Annotated in this window: 9 protein-coding genes and 5 tRNA genes; 5 read left to right on the forward strand and 9 right to left on the reverse strand. The window is 67.8% G+C overall.

The annotated features are described in order from the left end of the window. Together HMPREF9710_RS21705 and HMPREF9710_RS21710 are read right to left on the reverse strand one after the other, a co-directional pair. Positions 1–2,567: ATP-binding protein (locus HMPREF9710_RS21705; RefSeq protein WP_005669956.1), on the reverse strand; the 2,567-nt coding region annotated here is incomplete at its 3' end. A 154-nt stretch (positions 2,568–2,721) separates the two neighbouring features. Beyond that, on the reverse strand, positions 2,722–3,558 hold the full coding sequence (locus HMPREF9710_RS21710) for a response regulator (RefSeq protein WP_005669959.1): 837 nt from the start codon (positions 3,556–3,558) through the stop codon (positions 2,722–2,724). 377 nt (positions 3,559–3,935) lie between these two features. On the opposite strand from HMPREF9710_RS21710, the gene HMPREF9710_RS21715 reads away from it, so the two are divergent. Genes HMPREF9710_RS21715 through HMPREF9710_RS26735 form a run of 3 tightly spaced genes read left to right on the forward strand, consistent with a single transcriptional unit; the run spans position 3,936 to position 8,369 of the window. Continuing rightward, a complete protein-coding gene (locus tag HMPREF9710_RS21715) occupies positions 3,936–5,873 on the forward strand; it encodes a TOL_0244 family TonB-dependent receptor (protein WP_005669961.1) in 1,938 nt (645 codons plus the stop codon). Between the two features lie 16 nt (positions 5,874–5,889). Beyond that, positions 5,890–6,477, forward strand: coding sequence for a TOL_0243 family YfiR-like periplasmic protein (locus HMPREF9710_RS21720; protein WP_005669962.1), 588 nt, complete (start codon positions 5,890–5,892; stop codon positions 6,475–6,477). Beyond that, positions 6,477–8,369 carry a sensor histidine kinase, YfiR-like protein-associated gene (locus tag HMPREF9710_RS26735; protein ID WP_005669965.1) on the forward strand — a complete coding sequence of 631 codons (1,893 nt, stop codon included), beginning with the start codon at positions 6,477–6,479 and terminating at the stop codon, positions 8,367–8,369. The genes HMPREF9710_RS21720 and HMPREF9710_RS26735 overlap by 1 nt, the downstream gene beginning before the upstream one ends. 66 nt (positions 8,370–8,435) lie before the next feature. Here the strand turns inward: HMPREF9710_RS26735 and HMPREF9710_RS21730 are convergent, their stop codons facing one another. The 3 genes from HMPREF9710_RS21730 to HMPREF9710_RS21740 form a co-directional block, all read right to left on the reverse strand. Next, positions 8,436–8,984, reverse strand: coding sequence for an FxDxF family PEP-CTERM protein (locus tag HMPREF9710_RS21730; protein ID WP_005669967.1), 549 nt, complete (start codon positions 8,982–8,984; stop codon positions 8,436–8,438). Between the two features lie 464 nt (positions 8,985–9,448). After that, positions 9,449–9,525 (reverse strand) — tRNA-Arg (locus HMPREF9710_RS21735). A 123-nt stretch (positions 9,526–9,648) separates the two neighbouring features. Next, positions 9,649–9,725: transfer RNA gene (locus HMPREF9710_RS21740), tRNA-Arg, on the reverse strand. Between the two features lie 177 nt (positions 9,726–9,902). Between HMPREF9710_RS21740 and HMPREF9710_RS21745 the strand changes: the two genes are divergently transcribed. Beyond that, positions 9,903–10,397 (forward strand): hypothetical protein, encoded by a 495-nt coding sequence (locus HMPREF9710_RS21745; protein ID WP_005669968.1) that lies wholly within the window; start codon positions 9,903–9,905, stop codon positions 10,395–10,397. A 20-nt stretch (positions 10,398–10,417) separates the two neighbouring features. Here the strand turns inward: HMPREF9710_RS21745 and HMPREF9710_RS21750 are convergent. The 4 genes from HMPREF9710_RS21750 to HMPREF9710_RS21765 all read right to left on the reverse strand — a co-directional run bounded on the left by HMPREF9710_RS21750 (position 10,418) and on the right by HMPREF9710_RS21765 (position 11,577). Further along, a tRNA-Arg gene (locus tag HMPREF9710_RS21750) sits at positions 10,418–10,494 on the reverse strand. Between the two features lie 56 nt (positions 10,495–10,550). After that, positions 10,551–11,198: an NUDIX hydrolase gene (locus HMPREF9710_RS21755; protein WP_005669970.1), complete on the reverse strand. Its 648-nt coding sequence runs from the start codon at positions 11,196–11,198 to the stop codon at positions 10,551–10,553. 81 nt (positions 11,199–11,279) lie between these two features. Further along, a tRNA-Arg gene (locus HMPREF9710_RS21760) sits at positions 11,280–11,356 on the reverse strand. A 144-nt stretch (positions 11,357–11,500) separates the two neighbouring features. Next, positions 11,501–11,577 (reverse strand) — tRNA-Arg (locus HMPREF9710_RS21765). Positions 11,578–11,728: 151 nt separating this feature from the next. Here HMPREF9710_RS21765 and HMPREF9710_RS21770 point away from each other — a divergent pair. Further along, complete coding sequence (locus HMPREF9710_RS21770) at positions 11,729–15,556, forward strand: two-component regulator propeller domain-containing protein (protein WP_229409908.1); 3,828 nt, start codon at positions 11,729–11,731, stop codon at positions 15,554–15,556. Positions 15,557–15,559 lie beyond the last annotated feature (3 nt).

Here is a 15,559-nt window from a genome sequence, read left to right on the forward strand (position 1 = left end):
CGGGCGGCATCGGCGCTGGCGGCGGGAGCGGCCTTGGCCAGCGGCAGCTCGATGGTGAAGCTGGCGCCCTGGCCGACCCCGGCGCTCTCCGCGCGCACCGTGCCGCCGTGTTGCTCGACCAGGTGCTTGACGATCGACAGGCCCAGGCCGAGGCCGCCGTGGCTGCGCGTCATCGAGGCGTCGGCCTGGCGGAAGCGCTCGAACACGTGGGTGATGAATTCGGGGCCGATGCCGGCGCCGTTGTCGCGGATCGTGATCGCCACCTGTTCGTCGCGCTGGCCGACCTCGATCGTGACCAGGCCGTCGCGCGGCGTGAACTTGATCGCGTTCGACAGCAGGTTCCAGATCACCTGCTGCAGCCGGCTCGGGTCGCCCGCCACCGCCGGCGTCTCGCTGCCGTAATGGCGCTCGATGCGGATGCCCTTGGCGTCGGCCGCCGGGCGCACGGTTTCGATGGCGGCGTCGATGAAGGCGGCCGGGGCCACGGTCTGCATGTCGAGCAGCACCTTGCCCGAGGTGATGCGGCTCATGTCGAGCAGGTCTTCGATCAGCTGGGCCTGGGCGCGCGCATTGCGCTCGATGGTCGACAGGCCGCGCTGCAGGTCGGCGCCGTCGCGGCTGCCGCGGCGCAGCACCTGCGACCAGCCGAGAATGGCCGACAAGGGCGTCCTCAGCTCGTGCGACAGGGTGGCCAGGAATTCGTCCTTCATCTGGCTGGTGCGCTCGGCCTCGGCGCGCGCCTCGCGCTCGTTCTCGAGCAGCACCTTGCGCTCTTCGGCGGCGCGGCTGGCGGCCTCCACCAGGCGGATATTGTCGACCGCGATCGCGGCCTGGGCCGCGATGCCGCTGACGATGCGCTCGCTGCGTTCGGTAAACACGCCGGGCTCGGGATGGCCGAAGAACATCGTGCCCAGCAGCTCGCCCGAGCGCGCCGTGACCGGCACCGACAGGTAGCTGCGCACCGGCGGATGGCCGGCGGGCAGGCCGAACTGCGGCGCCTTGGCGGCGTACTGTGGTGCGTTGCCGATGTCGCCCAGGTCGCCGATCCGCACCATGCCGTCGGCGCGCAAGCCCGGACCGAACAGCGCGCTGGCGCCCGGTTCGGCGAAGTCCTGGAACTCGGCCGAAGTGGCGCCCGACAGCGTGTACAGCGAGAACAGCGTGCCCGCGCCCTGTTCGCCATAGTGGAAGAAGGCGCCGAAACGGGCCCCGCAGACGCCGGCGGCGGCGTCGGTGGCGGCCTGCATCAGCGAGCGCAGGTCGCGCGTCGAAGCGAGGATGGCGCCGGTGCTGTTGAGCAGTTCGAGCACGTGCGATTCTTCGCGCAGCGCCTGCTCGGCGCGTTTGACCTGGTCGACATCGGTATTGGTGCCGAACCAGCGCACCACGCGGCCGTCGCGGTCGTGGACGGCCTCGACCCGGGTGAGGAACCAGCGGAAGTTGCCGTCGGCGCCGCGGATCGGGAATTCCATCTCGAACGGCGCGCCGGTGCGCACCGATTCGTCCCAGTGCTCGAGCACGGCCGGCAGCACCGCCGGATCGTACACCGCTTTCCAGCCCCAGCCGGTGGATTCGCTCGGGGTGATGCCGGTGTATTCGTACCAGCGCTGGTTGAACCAGACGATGGCGCCGCTGGGGTCGGCCATCCAGGCCAGTTGCGGGATGGTGTTGGCCAGCGCCCGCAGTTCTTCTTCGCTCTGGCGCAGGTGGTCGTCGGCTTCGCGCCGGGCGCTGATGTCCTGGGCCATGCCGGTCATGCCCAGCACGGCGCCGCCCTGGGCCGCGCTGGCATGGTCGGGGCGGCCGACCAGGGCCACGCAGCGCGCGGCGGCCTGGTTCTCCAGGGCGCCGCCGGCGTGGCCGTCGAGCGGCAGCAGGCGGCATTCGAGGTCGAGGTCATTGCCTTGCGAAAAAGCCGCGAGCACCGCGCGCCGTACCCGCGGCCGGTCTTCCTGGACCAGGCGCGCGCGCAGCAGCGGCCACGCGAGCGCCACGCCCGCGGGCAGGCCGAGGATCTCGGCCGCGCGCGCGCCAAAGGTGACGCGGTCGCTGGCCGCGTCCCAGCGCCAGTCGCCCAGGCGGCCGGCCGCGATCGCGAGCTGCAGCCGGTTGTTGTTGTCGATCAGCGCTTGCTGGTCGAGCTTGCGCGCCGTGATGTCCTGGAAGTACAGGGTCAGGCCGTCGGGCGAGGGGTACACCCGCATGTCGAGCCAGCATTGCAGGCGGCGGTAGAAAAATTCCTTGTTGACGGTGATGCGCTGCTCCATCGCGCGCCGGCAGTCGGCGGCGACCGAGGTGCCGTGCAGGTCCTCGAACTCGTCCCACAGCCGGCGTCCGACCAGGCTGTCGCGGCTCTTGTTGAGCGGCGCCACCATCTGCAGCGCGCGGCCGTTGATATACGTGATGTTCCAGTCGCGGTCGACCGCGCAAAAGCCGTCGGTGAGGCTTTCGAGCATGTTTTCCATGCGCTCGTTGGCGCGCTGCAGCTCTTGCCGGGTGGCTGCCAGGTCTTGCTCGGACACGTGGCAGGGAGTGCTGCTGCTGGATAGGTCGGAGGGAGTGTTCATGCCGGGGGTGCGGAACGCCCGAGACCGGGCAGGATGTGTTTCATTGTAGACCAGACAAGCCGGTCCGACACACACGCTTGATGCGCGCCTGGCGCCGGTCCGCGTTTCAAACGCGCTTCAAGGCGTTTCCGTGCGGCGCTCCTTGCGGCGCTGTTCAGCCGGACTTGCCCGCCTGGCGCGCGACCTTCGACAGGGCGTCCTGCAACTGGTCGATCTCGTAGGGCTTCTGCAGCGACTGGTAAGGGAAGGACAGGTGGCGCAGCAGGGTGTCGCCGTAGCCGGAGGCAAAGATCACGCGCAGCGACGGATCGTCCGCGATCGCGCGGGTGGCCAGGTCGACGCCCGACATGCCGGGCAGGCTGACGTCGGAGAACAACACGTCGTAGCGCTGGCGCGCGAGCAGGGCCAGGGCGTCGTCCGGATGGGCCACGCCGTCGGCCTCGTGGCCGAAGGCCTTGAGCATCTCGCACACCAGGTACTGCGAATCGACGTTGTCCTCGACCACCAGGATGCGCATGGCGCCGCCGCCGGCGTCTTCCTGCGCCGGCGCCTCGGTGGCCGGGGCCAGCGCCACCTGCACGCCGCGCACCGCGCCGGTCTCGTCGCGCAGCGGGGTCAGGCGCAGGTCGAAGCGCGACTCCTGGCTGCCGTCGAGACGGCGGAAGGTGAGCGGGGCGTCCTGCACTACGCCGGCTTCGCCGCGCCAGGCTGCCTCCAACGCCTTGCCGGCCGCCGCCAGCGGGGGCGGCAGCACCGGCGGCACCGAACCGCCGGGAACCCGGCCGTAGCCGGGGCCGGCCAGCAGCGCATACGCCTCGTTGAACACCGTGATCGTCTCGGTGCCCCAGACCAGCAGGGTGGGCAGCGGAGCGTTGAGCAGCAGGTCGCTGGCAAGCCGCAGCGGCAGGGGCCAGCGGGCGGCGTCGCCCAGCGCGGTCGCCGACCAGTCGTAGGATGCGGTGCTCCGGGCGGAAGTGTCGAGGTCGGGCATGGGCAAGCTAGTTGTAAAAACGAAAATATGGCCGGCATCGTACACCAAAAGCCTGTCGTTTGCTTCAACAAGCGTGCGCGGCGGCATAGCACGATTTGTAACTAACCAACGAATGAGCCGATTGCGGGGCTGTGAGGCCGCTATCGCGGCCCTGCAGCAGGCAAAAAAAAACCCGCTTCGTTAGAAGCGGGCTGAATCTATTTCCTAGGAGGAGAATAGAGGAGACAGGTGAATGATGCTGCATTGCGTCAAATCAGTCCAATTTATATTTCCAATACCAGTCATAGCCTCAATAAATATCCTGGGCGGATTGTCAAGTGCGCACTGTAGCGTGTGCACACTTGGTGGGTGCGAGAAAATGTTCTACGATGGCAACTATGTCATCTTCTTCGTTGCTCGCTCGCGCCGGTATCGCGCTGCTGTCCTGCGCCTGCGCGGCGCAGGCACATGCACGGCCAGTCGATCCGCCGGGCCAGGCCGTGGCGCTCGCCGACTATTCCCTTGAACAGCTTTCCGATATCGTGGTGACCTCGGTCTCGCGCCAGGACGAAGCGTTGGGGCGCGCGCCGGCCTCGGTCTACGTGATCCAGGGCGCCGAGATCGCCCGCTCCGGCGCCACCACCTTGCCCGAGGCGCTGCGCCTGGCGCCGAACCTGCAGGTGGCGCGCATCGGCGCCGGGTCGTATGCGATCAGCGCGCGCGGCTTCGTCTCGCCGCTGGCCAACAAGCTGCTGGTGATGGTCGATGGCCGCAGCGTGTATTCGCCGCTGTTTTCCGGCGTGTTCTGGGAAATGCAGGACGTGGCGCTGGAAGACGTGGACCGCATCGAGGTGGTCAGCGGCGCCGGCGGCACCGCCTGGGGCACGAATGCCGTCAACGGCGTCATCAACATCATTACCCGCAGCGCCGCCGAGACCCATGGCGGCCTGGCGACGGCGCATGCCGGCGCCGGCGAAAAGGGCGCCAGCGTGCGCTATGGCGGGCAGCTCGCCGGCGGCGCGCACTGGCGCGCCTATGCGCGCGGCATGGATGTCGAGGGGCTGGCGTTCGATGGGGGCGGGCCGGGCGGCGGCGGCATGCGGCGTCAGCAGGCGGGCTTTCGTCTCGACCGGGAAGCCGAGGCCCTTGATCTGACCTTCAGCGGCGACGTCCACGACGGCCGCCAGCGCGCCGGCGCCGACCAGGCGCGCACCGAGACCTCGGGCGCCAACCTGCTGGGGCGGGGCGAGCATCGGCTGGACGAGAACCAGAGCGTGCGCCTGCAGGCCTGGATCGACCATGCGCGGCGCGACCAGCAGGGCGTCGGCGCACAGCGCCTGGACACGGTCGACGTCGAGGCCCAGCACCTGCTGCGCCTGGATGGCCACAGCCTGGCCTGGGGCGGCGGCTATCGCTACAGCCGCGACCGGATCGACAACGGTCCCTTGCTGCGCTTCACGCCGGCGCGGCGCAGCCTGCGCTGGTCGCACCTGTTCGTCCAGGACGAAGTCAAGCTGGCGCGCGACCTGCGCGCGAGCGCCGGCGTGCGCATCGAACACAATGTGTATACCGGCAGCGAGGTGCTGCCCAGCCTGCGCCTGGCATGGGACGTCGATGCGCGCTCGATGCTGTGGGCGGCGCTGTCGCGCACGGTGCGCGCGCCGTCGCGCCTCGACCGCGATTTCTACGTCGTCGACCCGCTCGATCCGAACGCCTATCTGGTCGGGGGCGGGGCGGACGTGGTGGCGGAAACGGCGCGCGTGGCCGAGCTGGGCTACCGTGCCCAGCCCACCCCCGCGCTGTCGTGGTCGGCCACCGTCTTCTATACGGATTTCGAGCGCCTGCGCACGCTGGAACGGGCGTCGGTGGGCGCCATTCCGCCGGCTGCCTACGTCCTGCAAAGCCTGGGCAAGGGCGCGCTGCGCGGCGTCGAGCTGTGGGCCAACTGGCAGGCCGCGCGCGGCTGGCGCCTGCATGCGGGAGCGGTGGTCCAGGACGTGGACGTCGGGCGCGAGCCTGCCAGTCGCGACAGTACCGGCCTGAGTTTTCTTGCTGGCAACGATCTGCGCATGACCTGGACCGTGCGCAGCGCGCACGACCTGGGGCCGCACCTGCGCGCCGATCTGGCGCTTCGTTACGTAGCGAGCATGCCGCAGGCGGCCCTGCCAAGCTATCATGAGCTCGACGCACGGTTGGCGTGGCAGGTGCGCCCCGATCTCGAGATCGCCCTTGTCGGGCGTAACCTGCTGCACCGACGCCACGCCGAATACGGCGCGGCCGGCAGCCGCCAGCTGATCGAGCGATCGGTGTTCGCCAGCGCGGCGCTGCGTTTTTGACTGGCCAATGGATTCCATGACAATCACTCAACCTGAAAGCCCGCAGCGCCGCCTGGCATGCCGGGCCCTGGCGCTGCCCCTGCTGCTGGCCGGCGTCGGCGCGCCCCTGCTGCCGCTGGCCGCGCAGGCCGCGGCGCCGGCGCTCGAGCGGCGCGTGAAGGCGGCTTTCCTGTATAAATTCCTCGGTTACGCCGAATTTCCGCCGCAGGCTTTCTCCGACGCCACCACGCCCCTCACCCTGGGCGTGTTCGGCGCCGACGACATGGCGGCCGAGCTGACGCGGATCGCCACCGGGCGCATGGTGGCGGGACGCACGATCGCCGTGCGCGTGCTGCGCGAGCAAGACCTGGCCCAGCCGGTGCACCTGCTGTTCGTGGCCGGCCAGGACGGGGCGCGCACGGCGCGCCTGCTGCGCGCCTCGCCGGCCTGGCTGACCGTGACCGAATGCGAGGGCTGCCTGCAGCACGGCAGCGTGATCAATTTTACGATCGTCGATGAGCGCGTCCGTTTCGACGTCTCGCTCGATGCGGCGGAAAAGAAGAATGTGAAGCTCAGTTCGCGCCTGCTGACGGTCGCGAACCGCGTGCAGAAAGGAGCCTCCTGATGCCGATGCACGATACCGGCTCCGTCCGGAGCAAACTGATCCTGATGGCGGTGGCGACCACCGTGGTGGCCCTGCTCAGCGCGGGCGTGGCGATGCTGCTGCTCGACCTGCGCACCTTCCAGCGCTACTGGATCGACGACCTGACCACCCAGGCCGACATCGTCGCCAGCGTGACCGCGCCCGCGGTCTCGTTCAATGATGCGTCTGACGTCACCCAGAGCCTGACCCTGCTGCGCGTGCGTCCGCAGATCGTGGCGGCCGCGGTCTACACCGCGGGCGGCACCCGTTTCGCCACCTATGTGCGGCCCGACGTGCGCGCCCAGTTGCCGGAGCGGCCCGAGCCGGCCGGCTACCGCATCGAACGCGGCGAAGTCGTGCTGTACCGCGACATCGTCGAGAACGGCGAGCGGATCGGCACCGTCTACCTGCGTTCGCGCTACGGCGTGCTGGATCGGGCCCTGAGCTATGGCGCCATCCTCGGCGGCGTGCTGCTGGGCGCGCTGGTGATCGCGGCCCTGGTGGCTTCGCGCCTGCAGGCCTCGATCACGCGTCCGCTGGAGGCCGTGACCGACGTCGCGCGCCAGGTGATGCTGCGCCGCGACTTCTCGCTGCGCGTGCCGGGCAAGGAGAAAGGCGAGATCGGCGTGCTGGTCGAGGCCTTCAACGACATGCTGGCCGAGATCGGGCGCCGTTCGGACGCGCTGCAGGCGGCCAACCGCACGCTCGAACACGAGATGGAAGTGCGCCAGCGCGCCGAAGGCGCCCTGATCGTGGCCGACCGCCGCAAGGACGAATTCCTGGCCACCCTGGCGCACGAGCTGCGCAACCCGCTGGCCCCGATCCGCACCGGCCTCGACATCCTGCGCATCCGCAGCGGCGACGCCCAGGCCACCCAGCGCGCCACCGACATCATGGAACGCCAGCTGCGCCAGATGGTGCGCCTGGTGGACGACCTGCTGGACGTCTCGCGCATCAACACCGGCAAGTTCACCATCAAGATGGGCCGTGTCGAACTGAAGGCCGTCGTCAACGACGCGCTGGAAGTGGTGCGTTCGTATATCGAGCTGCACGGGCACGAGCTGGTGCTGGAGTTGCCGGACCGTCCGGTGTTCCTGCACGGCGACGCCACGCGCCTGGCCCAGATCCTGTCGAACCTGCTGAACAACGCCGCCAAGTACACCAACCGCGGCGGCAAGGTAATGCTCAAGGGCGCGGTGGAAGACAAGACCCTGGTGCTCGAAGTGGCCGACACCGGCATCGGCCTGGCGCCGGACATGCTCGATTCGGTGTTCGAGATGTTCGTGCAGGTCGATTCGACCCTGGAGCGCAGCAATGCCGGCCTGGGCGTGGGCCTGTCGCTGGCGCGCAAGCTGGTCGAGCTGCACGGCGGCACCATCACCGCCCACAGCGAAGGCCTGGGCCTGGGCAGCCGCTTCCTGGTGCGCCTGCCGATCGTGGTCGAGCCCGAGCCGCCGACCAAGCCGACCCCGGCCGCCTTCATCAGCACCGAGAGCTATCGCATCCTGCTGGCCGACGACAACGTCGACTTCGTCAATAGCATCGGCGCCTTGCTCACCGCGATGGGCCACAGCGTGGTGATCACCCACAACGGCCCGGACGCGCTGGCCGCGGCGGCGCGCTTCTGTCCTGACTACGCCTTCCTCGACATCGGCTTGCCGCACATGTCGGGCTACGACCTGGCGCGCGGCATCCGCAAGCTGCCGACCGGCGCCCTGACGGTGCTGATCGCGGTGACCGGCTGGGGCCAGGAAAAAGACCGCCAGCTGGCCTTCGAGGCCGGCTTCGACCACCACATGGTCAAGCCGGTGCGCTTCGAGCAGATCGAGGAAATCCTGGGCACGCGCAGCGTCGTCAAGAAGTTGCGCACATAAAAAAACGGAAGCGTGTGCAACGCTTCCGTTCGTGCTGCTGCAGTGCTGCTGCAGATCGGCAGGGCGTCAGCCCTGCTTCGCCCGGCGGCGGTGGGCCAGGAAACCCAGCACGCCCAGGCCGCCCAGCATCATTCCGTAGGTGCCCGGCTCGGGCACCGGCGCCAGCGCCACCGCGCCGCCGAAGCTGGCGCCGTCGGCCGACAACAGTTCTCCGCTCACCTGCAGGTAATAGTCGCCGGCCCCCAGGTTGTCGCTGGCGAGGGTCCACAGGTCGACCGCGCCAGCCTGCACTTCTTCGCCCGCGCTGATGAGCACGTCATCGGCGCCGTACAGGGCCAGGCCGGTGATGTCCAGGCCGACGTCGCCGCTGCGGCTGCTCGAGGCGACCACGGCGTCGAGATTGTGGCCGATCGTGCTCGCGATCGTGAAGGTGAACTGGTCGGCGAAGGTGTTGCCCTGGTTGTCGGCGCCGAAGGTGTCGCCGAAGTAGGCGGTCAGATCGACCAGGTCCAGTGCTTGCGGCGAGTCTCCGATGACGTCCTGCGCCATCACGGCGGAAGAACCGAACGACGACGCGCCAGCCAGCACCATTGCAGCAATGAGAGATCGTTTCATGTCTTTCCTCGCAAAAGGTCAGCCGCGAAATCTGCCGCGAAACAGCCGCAACCCGCAGCCATGGTTTCAAGAAGGGGAACTTCATGCTAACAAAAGAGCAAAGAAAAGCATCCCCCTGCGCTATGTGGCTTATGGAACAGGAAATGTGTGCTCGAGGCTAACTATTTTCTGGAGAGATAGCTATCGGATGACGTGTCATAGGAGAGCGTCGCTATCTGGCGTTGTAGAGCAGAAAATCACGTGGGTTTGCTCAACCTATGTAGGGCAAGTCCTACAAGAACTGCGGTCGTGATCCGGCGCAGAGGCCGTTGACACCCGGCCTAGGGTCCTGAACAGGGCGAAAGGGATGAGCGACAATGGCGCGTGTGAACTTATGCTCAGACGACTGAGCGCGCGAGAATGAGATGCAGGCAGAAAAGAAAAATGGCTCAGAACTTCTTCTGAGCCATTCTCTTTGAAACAGTTGGTGCGGCTGGCAGGAATCGAACCCACGACCCCTTGGTTCGTAGCCAAGTACTCTATCCAGCTGAGCTACAGCCGCCCGAGGCACGCATTATAACGGCAATCAGCCAGAACGCCAAGCAAGGATTCTGCATTGCAGAAACCGTGTTCAGCAAAGAAAAATGGCTCAGAATCTCTTCTGAGCCATTCTCTGTGAAACGGTTGGTGCGGCTGGCAGGAATCGAACCCACGACCCCTTGGTTCGTAGCCAAGTACTCTATCCAGCTGAGCTACAGCCGCCCGGGGCACGCATTATAGCGGCATGTGGCAAGTTCGCCAAGCGGCTGTTGGCGCCGGGCAAGCCGGGCGCTGTGCGCCGGATCGGCCGGCGCCAGGCCTTGCTTGCCTGTCAGCATGTGAATACACTGGCAGGCACGGTTCGATCATGCGCCATGCGCGCAGTCTGGAGCTATTCACATGCGACTCGTCTTTACCAAGGGCGCCGGGAAGTTCGACCGGATGACCATCGTGCGCCCGGGGCGCCCGCCAGAGCAGGTCGACTGCCCAAAGCAAGGAATCATTCCGCACGATATGGTGCATTACGCCGTGGAGCATACCTTGGCCGTGCGCGGATTTCTCGCCAGGGTGGGCGAGGGAGAGGCGGCCAGCTTCGGGATGCAGGGCGAGCCATGCAGCGACGCGGTCGAGCGTCTGGTGGAAGTCTTCCAGGGCGACCAGTGGTCCGGCGGCGATGCCCCCGCAACGGATCTCATCGACCTGTACCGGGTCACATGCCATGCGAGATCGTGCCCCATGCTCGATATCGACGCGGCGGCCATCGATGCGGTGCGCTGCGCGCTCGCCGAGCTGACTGCAAGGTGGGCGGCGGTGCCGGTCGGTGGTCATCTCGAGGTCGGCTTCGCGCAGGCGTTTGGCGAGCCGGAAAGAAAAATGGCTCAGAATTTCTTCTGAGCCATTCTCTTTGAAACAGTTGGTGCGGCTGGCAGGAATCGAACCCACGACCCCTTGGTTCGTAGCCAAGTACTCTATCCAGCTGAGCTACAGCCGCCCGAGGCACGCATTATAGCGATGCTTGTTCGTCTTGGCAAAGGGTTATCGGGAAATTTATTTCGTAAGTGATCGGGTCAGTGCGTCGATGACCGCCCGATCGTTCGGATTGCACAACAGGGAAGGAAGATCCGCCTGCGGAATCAGGTGCACGGCCTGGCTTTCCCACCCCATCAGCGCCGGGTTGCCGCCGATCCGGCGCGCCAGGTAATAGCGGGTATGGGTCAGCGTGCGCGCGGAGTCGATCAGGTGAGCCAGGATTTCCACGCGCAGCCCCGATTCCTCGAACGCTTCCCGAATCGCCGTCGCTTGCAGGTTGATGCCGGGATCGACCCGGCCCTTGGGAAAGGTCGCGTCATAGCCGCCGAAGCGGTTCGACGGCGACACCGCCCAGACGCGCCCATCGTCTTCCACGATGACGACGCCGGCCGCGGGGGATTTCGATGGCGCTGGTTCGAAGGCCGGTTCGGCGATGTCGGCCTGGCCCGCAACGTCGGCCCAGTCGGCCTGCGTGGCCGGCACGTCCAGCCATGGCGCGAAGGGCAGGCCATTGAGCGCCGGGGGCAGGGCGCCGAGGGGAATCACGGTGGCGACCCGGGCAGGGTCGTGCCAGGTGCCGGGCGCGCTCGGCTGCGAAGGCCGGGCAATCAGCACTGGCTTGCCGTGCTCGTCAGGCTGGGGATGATGGACGGCGGCGTCGTTCATGGGACGGTGGCGGCTGAAATGATCGTGCGGGCCAAAAGCAATAAGGGCACTTCTTGCGAAGCGCCCTTATCTGAAGAAGGTTGGTGCGGCTGGCAGGAATCGAACCCACGACCCCTTGGTTCGTAGCCAAGTACTCTATCCAGCTGAGCTACAGCCGCCCAATGCAGGCATTATAGCGGGAGGCGGGCGTCTTGGCAAAGGTTCATTGCCGAACCGCGTAACGGCCCGCGAAAACCGTCCGCGGCAAATGCCCGGAGCAAAGAAAAAGGGCCAGATCTCGCGATCTGGCCCTTCGTATTTTCTGGTGCGGCTGGCAGGAATCGAACCCACGACCCCTTGGTTCGTAGCCAAGTACTCTATCCAGCTGAGCTACAGCCGCCCGAAGCACGCATTATAGCAGCGGGTTGTCGTTTCTGGAAGACTCAAAATATTTCACCTAAGCAAACTCCTCTGGTAGATTTGATAGCAGGATAATTAATTGGATCGCCATGTCGGGTTTCGCCACTGTCCGCGCCACATCGTGCCGCTGCATGTTCATCCTGTTGCTGAGCGTCCTGGGCATGCTCGCCGCGAGCCTGGCCAAGGACGCGGGCGCCGCCCAGCGCAGCCTGCGTTTCGAGCGGCTATCCGTCGACGACGGCCTGTCCCAGCATTCGGTGATGAACATCCTGCAGGACCGGCGCGGCTTCATCTGGTTCGGCACCCAGGCCGGGCTGCACCGTTTCGACGGCTACCGGATGACCGTGTACCGCAACGACACCAACGATCCCGGCAGCATCCCAGACAATTTCGTGTCCGCCTCCTACGAAGATCCCGCAGGCTACCTGTGGTTCGGCACCAAGGGCGGGCTCGCGCGTCACGACCCCGCCACCGGCCGCTTCCAGCGCCATGCGCTGGCGGACGAAGGGCGCAGCGTGATGCGTTCGGTGGTGGCCATCGTGCCGGGACCGGATGGCGCGCTGTGGCTGGCGACCACCGACGGCGTGGTGCGCTTCGATCCGGCCACCGGCCGGCACCGCGGTTATGTGCATGACCCCGAGGACCGCGCCAGCCTGCGCGACGATCGGGTCAATGCGCTCGCCTTCGACAATGCCGGCGCGCTGTGGGTGGGCACGGCCGCCGGCCTGGACCGGATGGAGCCGGGCGGCGGCCGCTTTGCACATTTTGCGCTCGCGCCACCGGCGGATGCCCGGCGCAATACCGTGCTCGCGCTGTCGATGGGGCCGCGCGACACGCTGTGGGTCGGCACCGCCTCCGGGCTCGAAGCCTGGCGCCTCGACGAAGGCCCGCCGCGGCGCCAGCGCATGAGCGCGGCCGACGGCATGGGCGAGGTGCACGTCAGGACCCTGTACCACGACAGTGGAGCCCAGCTGTGGGTCGGCACCGAGAACCAGGGCCTCAAATGGCGCGACCCTTCCAGCGGCAAGTTCATCAGCTATCGCAACGCGGCCCAGGACCCGCACAGCCTGTCCGACAACCAGGTGCCGGCGGTGCTGGTCGACCGCACCGGCACCTTGTGGGTCGGCACCTATTTCGGCGGCATCAACCGCACCGACCTGGCCAGCGGCGGCTTCGCGCGCTATGGCGAGACCGAGGGCATCGGCCGCGCGCGGGTGCGCGCCATCGCCGGCGAAGCCGACGGCCGCCTGTGGGTCGGCACCGTCAGCGACGGCCTGATGCTGCTCGATCCGGCCACCCGCCAGGCCACGCGCCTGCGCTCCGGCATGCTGGGCGAGCGCGTCACGGCGTTGGCGCCGGCGCGCGGCCGGATGTGGATCGGCACCCCGACCGGCCTGCTGTGGCGCACGCCGGATGGACGCATGGGGCGGGTGGGACTGGGGCGCGGCCCGAGCGCCAACCACGTGCAGGCCATCCTCGCCGGCCGCGACGGCACCTTGTGGGTGACGACGCGGGATGGCCTGTCGGCGCTGGCCCCCGGCCATGAAACCACGCGCAGCTGGCGCAACGACCCGCTCGACCCGACCAGCCTGGGCGACAACTACGGCCGCGCGCTGCTGGAAGACCGGCACGGCATCCTGTGGATCGGCACCGAGTCGGGCCTGGAACGGTACGACCGCGCCGCCGACACGTTTACCCGTTTTCGCAACGATCCGGCCGATCCGGGCAGCCTGCGCCACAGCCGCGTCAACTACCTGTACGAATCGGCCAGGGGCGAGCTGTGGGTCGGCACCGCCGGCGGGCTGCACCGCATGATGCGCGACGGCGAGCGCACCTGGTTCCGCTTCTATCCCTTCGCCGACGGCGAGGATGCGCCATCGATCGGCGCCATCCTCGAGGACGACGACGGCAACCTGTGGGTCAGCACCACGGCCGGCATCACGCGGGTCGATCCGGTGGGTGGCCAGGCCAAGAGCTACACCGCCAAGGACGGCCTGATCGACGGTTCCTACTTCGTCGGATCGGGCTGGCGCGGCGCCAACGGCCAGCTGCATTTCGGCGGCATCAGCGGCATGACCTCGTTCTTTCCGGCCGAGGTGCGCGACAACCCGTTTGCGCCGACGGTGGCGATCACCGACCTGCTGGTATTGAACAAGACCCGCTCCATCCCCGACCTGCCGACGCGGCGCGAGATCACGCTGTCGCACCGCGACACCGTGTTCACCCTCGAATTCGCGGCCCTGCACTATGCCGACCCGTACGGCAACCGCTATGCCTACCAGCTCGAAGGCTTCGACCAGGCCTGGGTCGACACCAATGCCAGCCGGCGCTTCGCGACCTATACGAACCTCGATCCGGGGCGCTATGTGTTCCGGGTCCGGGCCAGCAACAAGGACGGCCTGTGGAGCCAGGACGCCGCCGCGCTGGCGATCACGATCACGCCGCCGTACTGGAAGACCTGGTGGTTCCGCACGCTGGCGGCAAGCGTGGCGCTGGCGCTGTCGTACCTGGTCTACCGGCTGCGGGTGCGCGCGCTGGTCGAGCAGAAAGGGCTGCTGGCGCGCGAAGTCCATGCCCGCACCGCCGAACTGCGGCTGCAGAAGGAAGCGGCCGAACGCGGCAAGCGCGAAGTCGAGCGCCAGAAGGAATCGGTCGAGCGCGCGCACCGCAATATCGCGCTGCTGTCCGACATGGGCAGGGTGCTGACCGCGAACCTGGACAATGAGGCCATCATGAGCACGCTCTACCAGCATGTGGTGGCGCTGATGGACGCGCCGGTGTTCGCGGTCGCGCTGTGGCGCCCCGAGCACGAGACGCTCGAGCTGCCGTATGCGATGGTGGTCGGACGGCGCATGGCGCCGCGCGAGCTGCGCTTCGATCCGGCGCGCCACCTGCTGTCGTGCTGCGTGGCCGAGGGCCGCGAGTTCCTGCGGGCCGACGTGCAGGCCGAGCTTCCTTCGTGCCTTTCGCAGGCGGTCGACGCGCTCGATGCGGTGGCGGTGTCGGAGTCCGCCGTCCAGGCGCCGCGTTCGCTGCTGTGCGTCCCGGTGACGGTGGGCGAGCGGGTGCTGGGCGCGGTGACGGTGCAGAGCCGCCAGCCCGGCGCCTACGGCCAGGTCCACCTCGACATGCTGGGCACGCTGGCGGCCTACGTGGGCGTGGCCATGGACAATGCCGAAGCCTATCACCGCCTCAAGGAAACCCAGGCCCAGCTGGCGGCCCAGGAGAAACTGGCCTCGCTCGGTTCGCTGGTGGCGGGCGTGGCGCACGAGCTCAACACCCCGATCGGCAACAGCCTGCTGATGGCCAGCACCCTGCAGGAGCGCACCAATGCGGTGGCGGCGCGCTTCGCGCAGGCCACGCTCAAGCGCTCGGACCTGGAAGACTACATGGCCGCCTCGAGGGAGGCATCGGAGCTGATCGTGCGCAGCCTGCACAATGCGGCCGAACTGGTGAGCAGCTTCCGCCAGGTCTCGGTCGACCAGGCCAGCGCCCAGCGCCGCCGCTTCGACCTGGCCCAGGCCTGCCACGAGATCGTCGCGACGCTGATGAACACGGTGCGCCTGGCCGAACACCGCCTGCTGCTCGACGTGCCGGCCGGGATCGCGATGGATGGATTCCCGGGTCCGCTGGGCCAGGTCCTGATCAACTTCGTCAACAATGCCATGCTGCACGCCTTCGAGGGGCCGGGCGGCGCCATGACGATCGCCGCCGCGCCGCACGACGGCCGGGTGACCATCACCTTCCGCGACGACGGACGCGGCATCGAGGCGGCCTATCTCGGGCGCATCTTCGATCCCTTCTTCACGACCCGCATGGGGCAGGGCGGCACCGGACTGGGCCTGAACATCGTCTACAACATCGTCACCAGCCTGCTGGGCGGGACGATCCGGGTCGAGAGCACGCCAGGGGCCGGCACGCTGTTCGTGCTCGACCTGCCGCTACGGGCGCCGGACTAGACG

The organism is Massilia timonae CCUG 45783, assembly GCF_000315425.1.
Lineage (GTDB): Bacteria > Pseudomonadota > Gammaproteobacteria > Burkholderiales > Burkholderiaceae_D > Telluria > Telluria timonae.